Below are 13,564 nucleotides of genomic sequence, written 5' to 3'. Positions count from 1 at the left end.
TCGAGGTATCGACACGGTTGTGCGTCACCCGCGCGGATGACGCGCCTTCGACCGTCGCGCGGTGCTACACCGAGGTGCACACGAAATACGAAGTCTCTCGGGGCGTTCAACAGTGAGATCCCCTTCCTCGCCGCGGTCGGCACGTCCGACCGTCGCGAATCTCGAAGGAGCTCACCATGTGGACTGTCATCTCCGCCGTCATCGGCGGACTCATCATCGGCGCCCTCGCCCGTCTCGTGTTGCCCGGAAAACAGAACATCGGCGTCATCATGACGATCGTTCTCGGCATCCTCGGAGCCCTCATCGGATCGTGGCTCACCTACCAGTTCGGCTACAGCAACGACAACGGCGGCTGGAAGGTCGTGCCGTTCATCGTCGGCATCATCGTCGCCGCGGTGCTGATCTTCGCCTACGTCTCGATCACCGGACGTCGCAAGGTCGCGCGCTGATCTGACCCGAAACCAGACGGCGCCTGTCGCCGTCCACCGAGGGGCCGGCGGCTTCTGCACATCGCGGAGACGCCGGCCCGTGGTGTTTCCCGCGCACCGACCTCCTGACAGTTCGCTGTGCGTCGACACGCGAAAACCCCTGTCGATTCGGGCATCTCGCACATCTCGCCGATGACGTTGGTCACCTTCGGCACATCCGCACCCTCACCCCTGGCCCGACCCGCGAACCGGTCGTACCCTCGGTCTTTAGCACTGCTCAACATCGGGCGTATCCGACACCCGATCACCGCAACCGCGAGGCCGCACACGATGACCACCAGGCACCCGATCGCCTCCCCCGAGATGGAGGTGACGCTCGACCGCACGCCGCCGCATCCCACCCTCGACGTGGTGATCCCCGTCTACAACGAGGAATCCGACCTCGAGGGGTGCGTGCGTCGACTCCATGCACACCTCGCCACGACACCGTTCTCGGCGCGGATCACCGTCGCCGACAACGCCAGCACCGACCGCACCCTCGCCGTGGCGCGCGGTCTCGCCGAGACGCTCCCGCGGGTGCGGGTGGTGCACCTCGAGCAGAAGGGTCGCGGGCGCGCGCTCAACGCCGTCTGGCGCGAGAGCGACGCCGAGGTGGTCTGCTACATGGACGTCGACCTGTCCACCGACCTCAACGCGCTGATGCCGCTGGTGGCGCCGCTGCTGTCGGGTCACTCCGACATCGCCATCGGCTCGCGACTGTCGCGGTCGGCCCGGGTCATCCGGGGAACCAAGCGCGAGTTCATCTCCCGCGGGTACAACCTCCTGTTGCGCACCGCGATGCACGCGCGTTTCACCGACGCCCAGTGCGGCTTCAAGGCCATCCGGACCGACGTCGCGCGCCGCCTGCTGCCGCACGTGGAGGACACCGGCTGGTTCTTCGACACCGAGATGCTCGTCCTCGCCGAACGGGTGGGGCTGCGGATCGCCGAGGTGCCCGTCGACTGGATCGACGACCCCGACTCGAAGGTCGACATCGTCAAGACCGCGACCGAGGACCTCAAGGGGTGCTGGCGGGTCGCCCGGGCCCTGGGCAACGGCGACCTGCCCATCGCGGAACTGCGAGCCACCATGGGACGCAACCGACTCGACGAGCCCGAGGTGTCGGGCGTGCCGCGCGGCATGATCGGCCATCTCGTGCGGTTCGGGATCATCGGCGTCGCCTCGACCATCGCGTTCGCACTGCTCTACCTCGCGCTGCACCCCCTCGTCGGCGCACAGCCCGCCAACTTCCTCGCCCTGCTCGTCACGGCCGTGCTCAACACGTGGGCCAACCGTGCCTTCACCTTCGGGGTGCGGGGTCGCGAGGGCGCCGTCGGTCACCAGATCCAGGGCATCGCGATCTTCCTGGTGGGCTGGGCGATCTCGGCGTTGGCGCTGTACGTGCTGCACGCCGATTTCCCGCACGCCGACAAGCACGTCGACCTCGCCGTGCTCATCGGCGCCAACCTGCTCGCGACCGTCGTCCGGTTCGTATCGCTGCGCTGGGTGTTCGGCCGTCATCTGCAGAAGGAGTCCACCGCATGACCGCCACCGTCGGGATACCCGAGGACACCGCGCCGACCGTCGGACACGACACCGACGGTGGCAACGCCTCGGCGGGTCGAGGGCATCGACTCGCGTTCGCCGCGCTGCTGATCGGCACCGCGGTGCTCTACCTGTGGGACCTCTCGATCAACCGCTACGCCAACGACTTCTACGCCGCGGCCGAACAGGCCGGGTCGCAGTCGTGGAAGGCGTGGTTCTTCGGCTCGTCCGACGCCGCGAACTCGATCACCGTCGACAAACCGCCGGTGTCACTGTGGATCTCCGGAATCGCGGTGCGCGTGTTCGGCCTGAACTCGTGGTCGATCCTGGTGCCCCAGGCCCTGATGGGTGTCGCGGCGGTGGCGCTGATCTACCTCATCGGCCGACGCATCGCCGGTCCCCGGGCCGGTCTCGTCGCGGGTGTCGTGCTGGCCCTGCAGCCCGTCGCCGCGGTGATGTTCCGGTTCAACAACCCCGACGCCCTGCTGGTGCTGCTGCTCATCGCCGCCGCATGGGCGACACTGCGCATTCTCGACGACGGCCGACTGCGGTGGGCCGTTCTCGCCGGCGGACTCATCGGCCTGGCGTTCCTCACCAAGCAGCTGCAGGCACTGCTCATCGTGCCGCCGATCGCGGTCGCGTACCTCGCCTTCGGGCCACCGGCCGTGCGGACCCGCATCGTCCATCTGCTCGCCGCGCTGGGCGCGGCCATAGTGGGCGCGGGGTGGTGGGTGCTGACGGTGGAACTGTGGCCGGCCGGTTCGCGGCCGTACATCGGCGGCACCGAACACAATTCGATCATCGAACTCACCCTGGGCTACAACGGACTCGGCCGCCTCACCGGCGACGAGGGCTCGGGACTGGGCGGTGCCGGTGGCCCGCGCGGCGCGGGCGGCGCGGGCGGCTCGGGTGAGGGCATGAACCGGATGCTCGCGGCGTTCGGTGGCCAGACCGGGATCCTGCGGATGTTCTCCCCCGCGGTCGGCGGACAGGTCGGGTGGCTCATCCCCGCCGCGCTCATCCTCGGCGCGGCGGCGATCGCCCTGCGCGGGCGCGCGACGCGCACCGATCTCGAACGCGCCGTTGCGGTGTTCGCGTGGCTGTGGCTGTTCTCCAACGCCGTGTTGATGAGCTTCATGGCCGGCATCTTCCACCCGTACTACACCCTGGCCCTGGTGCCGCCGATCGCGCTGCTCGTCGGGATCGGTTCGGTGCGCGGGTGGCAGCACCGCGAGACGCTCTGGGTGCGTGCGGTCCTCGTCGTCGCGGTGGTCGTGACCGCCGTGCTCGCAGTCGTCGTTCTCGGTCGCACCCCCGACTTCCAGTCGTGGTTGCGACCGTTCGTGATCGTCGTCGCGGTGCTCGCGGTCGCCGGGCTCGTCGTCGAACGGTTCCGCCCCGGGCGGTGGACCGCCCGTGCGGTCGTCGCCACCGCCGTCGTCGTGGGGCTCACCGGCCCGCTGGCATACAGCATCGACACCGTCGCGACGTCCCGCGTCGGGGGACTCGCCACGGCGGGCCCGAAATCCGCCGCGGTGCGCGGGTTCGGCGGCCTCCCGAGGGAGATGTCGCCGGGCGCACTGCAGGCCGCCAAGCGCATGTTCACCGGTGAGGCACCCCCGCGTGCGGTCACCGATCTTCTCGCCCGCGACGCCGGGAACTACCGGTGGGCGGCGGCGACGGTGAGTGCGTTGTCGGCGTCGGGGTATCAGCTCGCGATCGAGAAGCCGGTCATGCCGGTGGGTGGCTTCTCCGGCGGTGACCCGTCACCCACGCTCGCGCAGTTCCAGCGCCTCGTCGCCGGGCACCAGATCCACTGGTTCATCGCGTTCGCGAGTCCGATCCCCATGCGCGAGAACACCTCCGCCTCGGCACAGATCACCAGCTGGGTGGTAGCGCATCACCGCCCGCAGATCGTCGACGGCGTCACCCTCTACGACCTGAACCCCTGACCCCACCCGCCCGTTGGGCACATAACGACCGCAGTTGGGCACGTAAGGCCCGCAGTTGGGCACGTAACGACCGCAGTTGGGCAGGTAGCGGCGGTCAGCCCAGACGCTGATCCGACTTGAGGTCGCGCAGACGCGACATCGCCGGGACCGCGGCGGCGAGGGCGGCGCGTTCGTCGTCGGTGAGTTCGTCCAGCACCGACACCACCGTGTCGGCACCGGCACGTCGGCGGTGCTCCACGTAATCGCGGCCGAGGTCGGTGACGCTCACCAGCGACGCCCGCTTGTCGCTCGGATCGCTGCGCCGTGTCACGTGGCCCGACCGTTCGAGCGCTGTCACCAGCGCCGTCATCGACGGCTGCGTCACGCCCTCGGACGCCGCGAGGTCGGTCACCCGCCGCGGGCCGAGTCGGTTCAACGTCGAGAGTGTCGCGACCGAGGTCAGACTCATGTCGCGGGGCATCCCCCGAACGAGTTCGGTCATCAGGGCGTACACGGTCTCGCCGATCTCGCGAGTGATCGCCGGGGCGTCGACGGTGCTCGGTGACGTGGTCATGTCGCCCAGCATAGAACGATCCGAGGGATTGCATAGAGGATTTATATAGAGTACCTATGGATAGGCGGGCGCCGGAACGCGCCAGACCGATCGACGCTCCACCAGGAGGAACCGTGGCACACACGCACAGCTCCGGGTCGTTTCTCGACTCGTTCCGTCAGCCGAAGGCGGTGTGGGCGGTCGCCTTCGCCTGTGTCATCTCGTTCATGGGCATCGGTCTCGTCGACCCGATCCTCCCCTCGCTGTCGTCGCAGCTCGACGCAACGCCGTCGCAGGTGACACTGCTGTTCACCAGCTACCTCGTGGTCACCGCGGTCGCCATGCTCATCACCGGCTGGTTCTCGAGCCGCTTCGGCGCCAAGCAGACGCTGGTCGTCGGCCTCGTCATCATCGTGGTGTTCGCGGCCCTGGCCGGCGCCAGCGGCAGCATCGCCGAGATCGTCGGCTTCCGCGCCGGCTGGGGTCTGGGCAACGCGCTGTTCATCGCGACGTCGCTCGCGGTCATCGTCGGTTCGGCGACAGGCGGTTTCGGCGGCGCGATCATCCTGTACGAGGCCGCGCTCGGCGTGGGTATCGCCTCGGGTCCGCTGCTCGGCGGCGTGCTCGGCAACATCAGCTGGCGCGGACCCTTCTTCGGCGTCGCCGTGCTCATGCTCATCGCACTGGTGGCCACCATCGTCTTCGTCCCCTCGACACCGAAACCCGCCGAGAAGTCGTCGATCCTCGAACCCATCATGGCTCTGCGGCATCGCAGCCTCGCGACCACGAGTGTGACCGGCCTGCTGTACAACTGGGGCTTCTTCACCATCCTCGGGTACGCACCGTTCCTCATGAACCTCTCGGCGCTCAAGCTCGGTGCGGTGTTCTTCTGCTGGGGCATCCTCGTCGCGATCTTCGCGGTCTTCGGCGCCCCGATGCTCAAGTCCCGGTTCGGGACCCCGAAGACGCTCTACGGCGCGCTCATCGGCATGGCCCTGGCGTGCCTCGTCATCGGGATCTTCTCCGACAGCCGGTCGGTGGTCATCGGCGCGACCATCGCGTCGGGCATCTTCGTGGGCCTCAACAACACCCTCGTCACCACCGCGGTCATGAGCATCGCACCGGTGCAGCGGTCGGTCGCCTCGGCCACCTACGGGTTCGTGCGGTTCATCGGCGGCGGCCTGGCACCGTTCGCGGCGGGCAAGCTCGTCGAGCACTACAACGATCACGTGCCGTTCGTGCTCGGTGCGGTGGCCGTCGTGATCGCCGCGGTGGTCCTCTCGACCGTGCACGGTGCGCTCACCGACGCCGACACCGAGGAGCAGCAGACCGAGTCGCACGAACGCGCCGACGCCGAGAGCGCGGTCACCGAGATCCCCGCAGTCGAGGGCGAGGCCGTGATGGCCGAGACCGCCCTGCGCGAGGACCGCGCCGTCGCCCAGCGCCGCTGAACGGGCGGACCCCGCGATGGCCGCGCCGAACCCCGTCCCGATCGATCGCCGAACCCTGCTCGTCGGGGTCGACGGATCCGACACCTCCTGGCGCGCATTGTTCTACGCGCTCGGCCAGGCTCGGCGCGATTCCTCGGCGGTGATCGCCGTGAACGTCGTGCCGATCACGGTGGCCACCACGAGTGCCACCGTCGCGGGCTGCGCGGCCCTGGTCGACGCGGCGCAGGGTATCGAGTCCGAGATCGCCGAACTGCGAGCACAATCCGACGTGGACATCCGCTTCGAGACCACCGTCGGCGATCCGGCGGGGTCGTTGGTGCGCCTCGCCGGTGAGCACCACGCCGACGGCATCGTGATCGGTGCGAGCACCACGCTCGCGCACCGCATCTTCGGGTCGATCGCCGGGCGCGCGGTCCGCAACAGTCCCTGCCCGGTGACCGTCGTCCCCTGACACCCGAACCGTCAGGCAGGATCCGGGCGTTCGATGTGCTCGACCATCGTGCGGTGCAGGTCGGCGAGGAACGCCTCGAACTGCGCGAGGATCTCGGGCGGATAGTCCGCCATCATCGCGTCGATGCTCTCGCCGAGGGGACCGAAGAACGCGTCGGCGTGGTCGTGCACCGACCGGCCGCTGCGGAGGGTGACCACCCGGCGGTCGGAATGCTCACGCGTGCGGACGATGTGGCCCGCCGCCTCCAGGCGGTTCAGCAGCGACGTCGTCGCCCCCGAGGTCAGATGGATGCGCTCGGCAAGACGCGCCGGTGACAGCGGCGTGCCCTGGTCTTCGAAGTACACGATGTCGATCAGCGCCTCGGCGTCGGTGGTGTGCAGACCCAGCGAATCGGCGAAGCGGCGACCGAACTGGTTGAAATCTGCTCCGTACCTCTGCAATCCGTCGAGCAGGCGCTCGCGGTGACCGCTCGCATCGTTCGTCACAGCGCACCTTCCCGTCCATCGGCGTTGACAACCGCGCCATCCGTCAATACCTTGATCATCAAGTTACTTCACAGGGAAGCCTACTACGCGATGACAGGACGATGGCGATGACCACTGTATTGATCTCCGGCGCCAGCATCGCCGGACCCACCGCGGCCTACTGGCTGGCGCGCGCCGGCGTCGAGGTGACGATGGTCGAGCGCTTCTCCGAGCTGCGGCCCGGTGGGCAGTCGGTCGACGTGCGCGGCGCCGGTCGGGAGGTGGCGCGTCGCATGGGCGTCGAGGACGCCATCCGCACGGCCGGGACCGGCGAGAAGGGCCTGCAGTTCGTCGACACCCACGGAAAGGTCAAGGCCGCGTTCGAGGCATCGGATTTCGCCGACGGCAACGGACCGACCGCCGAACTGGAGATCCTGCGCGGCGACCTCGCGCGCATCGTGTTCGACGCGGCCACCGACGCCGGCGCCGAGACCGTCTTCGGCGACACCATCACCGACCTCGAGGACGACGGCACCGCCGTGCACGTCACTTTCGCGAGCGGCGCGACCCGCAGTTTCGACCACGTCATCATCGCCGAGGGGATGCGTTCGCACACAAGGCGACTCGTGGCCGACGACACCGACGCCATCCGGTCACTGGGCATGTACACCTCGTACTTCACGATCCCGCGCGCCGCATCCGACACCCAATGGGCCTCCTGGTGTTCGTTCCCGGGCAGCCGCTCGGCGCTGATCCGCCCCGACACACACGGGACCACCCGCGCAGCACTGTCGTTCATCAGTCGCGAGAAGGGTTTCGACGCACTCGACACCGCCGGGCAGAAGGCGCAGCTGCGGGCCCGCTACGGCGACGCCGGGTGGGAGATCCCACGGGTTCTCGACGGCATGGACGCCTCGACCGACTTCTACTTCGAGGGCATCGGTCAGGTGACGCTGCCCACCTGGGGGTACGGACGCGTCGTCCTGCTGGGCGATGCGGCCTACTGCGCGTCACCGGTCAGCGGTATGGGGACGAGCCTGTCGTTGGTCGGCGCCTACGTCCTGGCCAACGAGATGATCGCCGGCGGCGACGCGCTGCGCCGCTACGAATCGATCCTGCGGCCGTACGTCGCGCAGGCACAGAAGCTACCGCCCGGCACGCCCCGCATCGCGAACCCGAGGACACGCCTCGGTGTGCGTGTTCTCAACGCCGCTGCCGGGGTCGCCGCCTCACGACCGGTCCAGTCGATCGCGTCGAGGTTCTCCTCACCGCCCGCCGATGCCATCGACCTGCCCGACTACCCGTCACCGGTGCGTCCCGGCTGACCTGTCGGACGTCGGTCGTACCCTTCTCCGACGAGCGGCCACCATGCGGCGGCGGGCGCGACGGGAGGAGGCAGGCGTGGACGACATCGACTTCGACTCCGCCGTCGAGTCCGCGTGGCGCACGTTCCGCATCGACCTCGCCGATCGGCTGGCCCGACTGGAGCCGGGCGACGAACTGCAGATCGCGCAGTCGACGCGCGAGTTGCCCGACGGCCCCCACGGTCGCCTCACGTTCACGGTGACCACCCGGCGTCGCATCCGATGCACCATCGATGCCGCCGATCTGCACACCACTCCCGAATGCCACCTCGACCAGGTGCACCGACTCGAGGCGGCCGGGTGGCAGTGGCTGCGTGGTTCCCACGGTCGACATGTCGTCGAATGCGGCCGACGTGGGGTCGATGCCCTCGCCCTGCAGGCGCAGACGGCGTTGCGGGAGATCTGGGAGGTGCTGCACCCCGACTTCCTCGAGGGCGCCCGCACCCCGACACCCAGGGAATCGGAGGTCGCGATCGGCGTGGTGGTCCGCACCGTGGACCAGCTGCGCGCCCTGGCCGTCGAGGCACTCACCGAGGCGGCCGAGTTCGAGGTGGTGGTCGATTCCGACGACGACATCCAGGTCCCCGCGGGAAGCATCGGATCGTGGCTGCGGGTGTGCGACGACGAACCGCACCTCGAGTTCTTCGCGTGCATCGTCGACGAGGTGCCCGACGTCGCGGGCGCGGCGGTCTACCTCGCCACTCATGCCGCCCGCTGGCCGAGTGTGGGTCTCCGCCTCATCGACACCCACATGTACGCGACCCTGCGGCTGGGGTGCACGACCTTTCACAGTGCGAATCTCGTTGCCGCGCTGCGCACCTGGACCGAGTTCCTCATCGACGACGTGCCGGCGATCGAGGCCGCGCTCTCGGCGACACCGCCCGTCGTTCGCGACGGGTCGATCCCGGCCGCCCTGGAGCGGGTGCATCACCTGTCCCGGTACGGCCCGCCGCCGGGTCCGCTGACCGTGATGGGGTTGTGTGGAGACAACCGGCGGACGGCCATGAACTACATCAGGGCCTCGTTGGAGCAGGTGAAGTCCCTGAACGCTTCGGCGGAGCGGGCCACCGCCGAAGGCGACATCGATGAGGCGAGAGCCTGTCGTGACGAGGCGAGGCAGTGGCGCGCGACCATGAAGCTGATCACCCAGTCGCTGCGGGTGGCCCTGCGCCGCGAGAGGTCGCGCCGCGACACCCCGGACTAGAGGCGGTCGGCGAGATCCACCAGCGATGTGACCTCGATGTCGGGTGCGCCGAAATGCGCGGGATACGTTGCGCCGGTGCGGTTGATCCACGCCGTGCGCATACCGACGCGGCGGGCACCCTCGAGATCCCAGGGGTGCACCGCGACCATCAGAGCCTCGACACCGGCGACGCCGGCCGAGCGCAGTCCGTGTCGGTAGGCGGCCGGTGACGGCTTCCAGCCGCCGGCGTCGTTGGCCGACAGATACGAATCCATCGCCGCTGCGGCCGGAGTGTCGCCCAGCAGTCTTCGTGCGACGTCGGTCGACCCGTTGCTCAGCGTGATGACGCGAACGCCGACCTCGTTCAGCGCAACGATCCCGGGCACGACATCGGGGTGTGGTTGTGCGGCGACCATGGCCGTCATGATCGACTGTGCCGCCGCGTCGAGATCGGCGTCGGACCGGTCGGGATGGGCTGCGTGGATCATCGATCGCGCGACGTCGGTGCCGATGGCGGCGTAGGAGGCGTTGTCGCCCAACACCGTCGCCGCGAAACCGTCACGGAGCACCGAGAGATACCAGGCGCGAACGTCCTCGGCGCGCAGGCCCGCATCGACGAACGCGCCGCCCACCGACCCGAGATCGGAGAGGGTGTCGTTCACATCGAGGAACGCCGCGACGGGTCGCCCGGTCACGAGAACGCCCGGGTGTTGTTGAGCGCGGTCACCATTCCCGAACCGATGGGCCCGTGCACGTCGTAGAGGGTGGTGGTGCCGACGGCAATTCCCTCGGTGTCGATGTGGGAGTCCTCCCGCACGCCCACCCAGTCACCCTCGGGCAGACGCGACAGCGCGACGGTGAGATCGCCGTTGATGTACCCGACCCACTCGGCGCCGAGGTTGGTGACGAGGCTGGTCCACTCGGCGGTCGTGACGGCCCGAACGTAGGGGCTCGGCGGTCGGTCGGCGGTCATCGGGAGCACGTTCCACCACGCGGTGCTGCGGTCGGCGTTGAGGTGCTTCTCGAGTTCGCTGGTCCATCCGACGCGGTCGGAGTGGTACCAGGTGACCGCCCCCGGATCGGTGTCGACGGGCGGCGCGGGGACGGTGGCGTCGGGACGCCAGCGGTCGCCGGGCGCGTTCTCCGACATCCGGTACTGCACGTACATCGCCGTCGCGACGAGGGTGTCGTTCTGGAACGCGTCGGCACGGGCGACCTTGATTCGCGAACCGGTACGGATCGTCTCCGTGCGCACGATGGTGGGCACGGTCTTGAACGCACGCAGCAGTTCGAAGGTGGTGCGCGCCGGCATGAACCCCTCGACGTGCTGTTCGTCCTCGAGGACCTGGGCGAGGAGACCGACCACCGCGGGCCCGGCGACGTGGTCGTCGCCCCAGGCGCTCTGTGCGTGCTCGTTGGCGCGGTAGGCGACCTCACCATCGTGGGAGACGACCTCGAAGAACGGCTTCATCGATTCACACTCTCACAGCGCCGCTGCCGAACCGCGCCCGCTGTCGGACCCCGGCCGTATCGTCGACGACCCCAGACTCCCAAACCCACCGACCATCCGAGGAGCTCGTGATCATCGATCGTCCCACCGTCGACCCGCACCGCCCGGTGCATGTCGTGTTCGCCGCGCCGTGGCAGTCGATCGACCGTCACGGGCCCGGCCGCACGACCGACGAGACCTGGTGGACGTTCCCCGACGACGTCGCCGACGGCGACACCGTCGTGACGGTCGTGCAGGGACGCGAGGCCGCGGTCCTGGGGGTGTCGGTGCTGCGCATGGGGACCGATCCCGACGACTGGGATCTCGAGCCCGCCGATCCCATCGTGTCCGAACCACTCTCCGCAGCCGCGATCTCGCGACGCGCCGGTACCGCGGTCACCGTCGACCCCCGGTCGCTGCATCACACCGAGGGCGCCGCCGTCATCGCTGCGATCGAGGGCGAGTGCGACGCCCCCACCCCCTGGTTCGCGCTCCCCTCCCCCTGCGCCGACGTCGACACGATGGGCGTGAGCGCGGTCGAGAGTTCCTGGGGATGCACCGGCTGCGGCCGACGCTGGGCGGGCAAGACCAGCCCGCGTCTGCAACGACACAAGACGGTCGAGGTTCCCTACGACGACATCGGCTGGGTGGCGCTGTGCCCGAGCTGCCACGACATCGTGCATCAGCCACTCGGGCCGAGCGTCGACGAGCTGATGTTCGGCAACCGACCGGCGTGCCCGGCGTGCAACGAGCACCGCACGTTCCGGGTGCTGTGGGGTATGCCGGCCTCGCCGCCGCCGTACGGCACCGTGGGCGCGGGATGTGTCGTCATGGGCGACACCCCGACCCGTCGTTGCGGGGCCTGCGGGCACGAGTGGTGACGGCGTCACCGATCGGTTCGCGCGGGTGGACGATCCATCGACCACAGCGGTGTCCCGTCGGCGAGCGTGAACTCGTCGCGGACGGCGAACCCGAAGCGTCGGTACAGGGCGACGTTCTCGGCGCGGGTGCACACCAGGTGCGCCGGGTACCCACGGGCGTCCACCGTGGCGAGACGGTGCTCGAGCAGGATGCGCGCGAGGCCGCGCTTCTGCGCGGCGGGCGTGACGCCGAGATTCACCAGCGTCCAGTGCCGGTCCGACGGTTCGTGGGCGTCGAGGCGACGCCGTACATCGATTCCTGCACCCACCCGACCGCCGAGCGCGGTCAGCGTTCGGGGTGCCGCGCGCAGGGTGCGACCCAGGCCGGCCACCGGGCCCCCGCGGTCGGGGCCGTCCCACGCCGCGACAGCTATGGGGCGTCCAGTGTGGTCGGCGAGATGGTCGACGACACCGATGCGGCCGTGTTCGAATCGCAGGCTCGCGGTGAAGTATCTCGGCAGCGCAGCATGCCTGCAGTGGGCGTCGGGCCAGAGGAACGACATGAGCGGGTCGTCGGCGAAGGCCGCTGCCAGCGCGGTGGCGCAGGCGTCGAATTCCTGTCTCGCCGCCGCGGTCCGCACCTCGGGTGGCGCATCCGACATCACGGGTCGGATTGTGCCGTACCCACCGATCCGCCGCTCACGGCCAACTCGTTGCCGAGACTCACGTAACTTCTACTCATGGCGAGTGTCGAGTGGGTGCTCGCGGATCTCCGCGAACCCGGACGGCCGACTGTCCTGAGCCGCGAAGGCGTGCCGCGGGCACGGACGTCACTGAGTCGCGCCCTGACAGATCCGTTCGGTGCTCGACGCGCTCGATCGATCGCCGCCGAACTCGATCGATGGTCGCGTGCCCCGCGTGGCGAGAAACCCCGCGAATTCGTCTCCGACGGCATCCGGTGCGTTCCGGTCCCCGGTACGACGGCCGAGGTCGCAGCCGCGTGGGTCGCGGCGGGATCGGCGGAGGGCGCCGAGCCGCCGGCCGCGGCCGCGTTCACCTGGGACTCGGATGAGCGCAGGTTCTGCGTGCCCGCGGAATCTGCGGCACTGGTCGGTCGACGTGTCGTCGGCGACGAGCCCTCGACGGTGTTGAGTGCCGATGCGCTGCGGTTCGTCGAGGTCGACGACACCATCGGTCTGGTGCAGGCGTTGCTGGTCCCCGAACGCGGTCCGTGGACGGGGACGGCGACACTGCGACCGGGATCCGACGACTTGATGCGCGCGTCGGTGAGCATGCTCCCGATCGGACCGTCGGCGCTGTCCGGCGTCATCTTCGAGGCACCGAACCTGCCGGTGACCATGCGGGTCGAGTCGCTGGCGATGGACTCGATCGCGCGGGTGTCGAACATCCACGTCGTGGTGATGGACGTCGAGAAGATGCGGGTGTTGCGGTGGCTCACCGATCCGCCGAGCGGAATCGCGTGGAAGGGGCGCCGCGACAACCGCGACACCCCGCACCCCGACGACGTCCGCCGGATCTTCCGGGTTGCGAGCGGTGTGTTCACCGGGGAGGAACGCCGGGCCGCGCTCGACGGGATCCGTTGCGACGCCTCGAGGGCGGATGGCTGGTGGTCGATGCCGCCGGCGAGATCGTCGACGGGTCCGATCCACCGCTGGTGATCATCCAGATGGTGGCGCGCGGGGTGTCCGACGAGCCCGACCCGGTGCCGTCCGACGACACCGGTCACCCGGGCCTGTGAGAGGCCCTGTGGAATTCTGCTTTGCGGCCTGACCTGGACTTCGTTAC

15 protein-coding genes are annotated in these 13,564 nt (G+C 69.3%); 10 read left to right on the top strand and 5 right to left on the bottom strand.

Annotated features, from left to right (window positions below):
- Positions 1 to 176: 176 nt before the first annotated feature.
- The 3 genes from TU34_RS00420 to TU34_RS00410 all read left to right on the top strand — a co-directional run bounded on the left by TU34_RS00420 (position 177) and on the right by TU34_RS00410 (position 3,964).
- Complete coding sequence (locus TU34_RS00420; protein ID WP_045820863.1) at positions 177 to 449, top strand: GlsB/YeaQ/YmgE family stress response membrane protein; 273 nt, start codon at positions 177 to 179, stop codon at positions 447 to 449.
- A gap of 309 nt (positions 450 to 758) precedes the next feature.
- The gene (locus TU34_RS00415; RefSeq protein WP_045820892.1) at positions 759 to 2,012 is read left to right on the top strand and encodes a bifunctional glycosyltransferase family 2/GtrA family protein; all 1,254 of its coding nucleotides are present in this window, start codon (positions 759 to 761) and stop codon (positions 2,010 to 2,012) included.
- Positions 2,009 to 3,964 (top strand): ArnT family glycosyltransferase, encoded by a 1,956-nt coding sequence (locus TU34_RS00410; RefSeq protein WP_045820862.1) that lies wholly within the window; start codon positions 2,009 to 2,011, stop codon positions 3,962 to 3,964. The genes TU34_RS00415 and TU34_RS00410 overlap by 4 nt, the downstream gene beginning before the upstream one ends.
- Positions 3,965 to 4,058: 94 nt before the next feature.
- On the opposite strand, the gene TU34_RS00405 is transcribed toward TU34_RS00410, so the two are convergent.
- Positions 4,059 to 4,517, bottom strand: a complete 459-nt coding sequence (locus TU34_RS00405; protein WP_238981107.1) for a MarR family transcriptional regulator — start codon at positions 4,515 to 4,517, stop codon at positions 4,059 to 4,061.
- 56 nt (positions 4,518 to 4,573) lie between these two features.
- Between TU34_RS00405 and TU34_RS00400 the strand changes: the two genes are divergently transcribed.
- Both TU34_RS00400 and TU34_RS00395 read left to right on the top strand, forming a co-directional pair.
- Positions 4,574 to 5,947: an MFS transporter gene (locus TU34_RS00400; protein ID WP_082079704.1), complete on the top strand. Its 1,374-nt coding sequence runs from the start codon at positions 4,574 to 4,576 to the stop codon at positions 5,945 to 5,947.
- A gap of 16 nt (positions 5,948 to 5,963) precedes the next feature.
- Positions 5,964 to 6,398 carry a universal stress protein gene (locus TU34_RS00395; protein WP_045820860.1) on the top strand — a complete coding sequence of 145 codons (435 nt, stop codon included), beginning with the start codon at positions 5,964 to 5,966 and terminating at the stop codon, positions 6,396 to 6,398.
- An 11-nt stretch (positions 6,399 to 6,409) separates the two neighbouring features.
- On the opposite strand, the gene TU34_RS00390 is transcribed toward TU34_RS00395, so the two are convergent.
- Complete coding sequence (locus TU34_RS00390) at positions 6,410 to 6,883, bottom strand: MarR family winged helix-turn-helix transcriptional regulator (RefSeq protein ID WP_045820859.1); 474 nt, start codon at positions 6,881 to 6,883, stop codon at positions 6,410 to 6,412.
- Positions 6,884 to 6,990: 107 nt separating this feature from the next.
- Between TU34_RS00390 and TU34_RS00385 the strand changes: the two genes are divergently transcribed.
- Both TU34_RS00385 and TU34_RS00380 read left to right on the top strand, forming a co-directional pair.
- Positions 6,991 to 8,187 carry an FAD-dependent monooxygenase gene (locus tag TU34_RS00385; protein WP_203225383.1) on the top strand — a complete coding sequence of 399 codons (1,197 nt, stop codon included), beginning with the start codon at positions 6,991 to 6,993 and terminating at the stop codon, positions 8,185 to 8,187.
- A gap of 76 nt (positions 8,188 to 8,263) precedes the next feature.
- Positions 8,264 to 9,430: a TY-Chap domain-containing protein gene (locus TU34_RS00380; protein WP_045820857.1), complete on the top strand. Its 1,167-nt coding sequence runs from the start codon at positions 8,264 to 8,266 to the stop codon at positions 9,428 to 9,430.
- On the opposite strand, the gene TU34_RS00375 is transcribed toward TU34_RS00380, so the two are convergent.
- Positions 9,427 to 10,104 (bottom strand): HAD family hydrolase, encoded by a 678-nt coding sequence (locus TU34_RS00375; RefSeq protein ID WP_045820856.1) that lies wholly within the window; start codon positions 10,102 to 10,104, stop codon positions 9,427 to 9,429. The two genes, TU34_RS00380 and TU34_RS00375, sit on opposite strands and share 4 nt — an antisense overlap.
- Positions 10,101 to 10,880, bottom strand: a complete 780-nt coding sequence (locus TU34_RS00370; RefSeq protein ID WP_045820855.1) for an acyl-CoA thioesterase domain-containing protein — start codon at positions 10,878 to 10,880, stop codon at positions 10,101 to 10,103. Before TU34_RS00370 ends, TU34_RS00375 begins: the two co-directional genes overlap by 4 nt.
- Positions 10,881 to 10,987: 107 nt before the next feature.
- On the opposite strand from TU34_RS00370, the gene TU34_RS00365 reads away from it, so the two are divergent.
- Positions 10,988 to 11,779, top strand: coding sequence for a hypothetical protein (locus TU34_RS00365; protein WP_045820854.1), 792 nt, complete (start codon positions 10,988 to 10,990; stop codon positions 11,777 to 11,779).
- 5 nt (positions 11,780 to 11,784) lie between these two features.
- Here the strand turns inward: TU34_RS00365 and TU34_RS00360 are convergent, their stop codons facing one another.
- On the bottom strand, positions 11,785 to 12,420 hold the full coding sequence (locus TU34_RS00360) for a GNAT family N-acetyltransferase (RefSeq protein WP_045820853.1): 636 nt from the start codon (positions 12,418 to 12,420) through the stop codon (positions 11,785 to 11,787).
- Between the two features lie 78 nt (positions 12,421 to 12,498).
- Here TU34_RS00360 and TU34_RS00355 point away from each other — a divergent pair, with 78 nt between their 5' ends.
- Both TU34_RS00355 and TU34_RS24450 read left to right on the top strand, forming a co-directional pair.
- The gene (locus tag TU34_RS00355) at positions 12,499 to 13,437 is read left to right on the top strand and encodes a hypothetical protein (RefSeq protein WP_045820852.1); all 939 of its coding nucleotides are present in this window, start codon (positions 12,499 to 12,501) and stop codon (positions 13,435 to 13,437) included.
- Positions 13,386 to 13,517, top strand: coding sequence for a hypothetical protein (locus TU34_RS24450; protein ID WP_275041712.1), 132 nt, complete (start codon positions 13,386 to 13,388; stop codon positions 13,515 to 13,517). Before TU34_RS00355 ends, TU34_RS24450 begins: the two co-directional genes overlap by 52 nt.
- The last annotated feature ends 47 nt before the right edge of the window (positions 13,518 to 13,564 follow it).

Origin of the sequence: Williamsia herbipolensis, assembly GCF_000964005.1 — a bacterium.
Classification (GTDB): domain Bacteria; phylum Actinomycetota; class Actinomycetes; order Mycobacteriales; family Mycobacteriaceae; genus Williamsia_A; species Williamsia_A herbipolensis.
Note: the sequence above shows the minus strand (reverse complement) of the source record. Positions and strands in the feature narration are given on the sequence as shown.

Coding starts and splice junctions, on each gene's coding strand:
- TU34_RS00420 (WP_045820863.1), top strand. CDS start 177: ATGTGGACTGTCATCTCCGCCGTCATCGGCGGACTCATCATCGGCGCC.
- TU34_RS00405 (WP_238981107.1), bottom strand. CDS start 4,517: ATGACCACGTCACCGAGCACCGTCGACGCCCCGGCGATCACTCGCGAG.
- TU34_RS00415 (WP_045820892.1), top strand. CDS start 759: ATGACCACCAGGCACCCGATCGCCTCCCCCGAGATGGAGGTGACGCTC.
- TU34_RS00395 (WP_045820860.1), top strand. CDS start 5,964: ATGGCCGCGCCGAACCCCGTCCCGATCGATCGCCGAACCCTGCTCGTC.
- TU34_RS00355 (WP_045820852.1), top strand. CDS start 12,499: ATGGCGAGTGTCGAGTGGGTGCTCGCGGATCTCCGCGAACCCGGACGG.
- TU34_RS00370 (WP_045820855.1), bottom strand. CDS start 10,880: ATGAAGCCGTTCTTCGAGGTCGTCTCCCACGATGGTGAGGTCGCCTAC.
- TU34_RS00400 (WP_082079704.1), top strand. CDS start 4,574: ATGGATAGGCGGGCGCCGGAACGCGCCAGACCGATCGACGCTCCACCA.
- TU34_RS00410 (WP_045820862.1), top strand. CDS start 2,009: ATGACCGCCACCGTCGGGATACCCGAGGACACCGCGCCGACCGTCGGA.
- TU34_RS00360 (WP_045820853.1), bottom strand. CDS start 12,420: ATGTCGGATGCGCCACCCGAGGTGCGGACCGCGGCGGCGAGACAGGAA.
- TU34_RS00385 (WP_203225383.1), top strand. CDS start 6,991: ATGACCACTGTATTGATCTCCGGCGCCAGCATCGCCGGACCCACCGCG.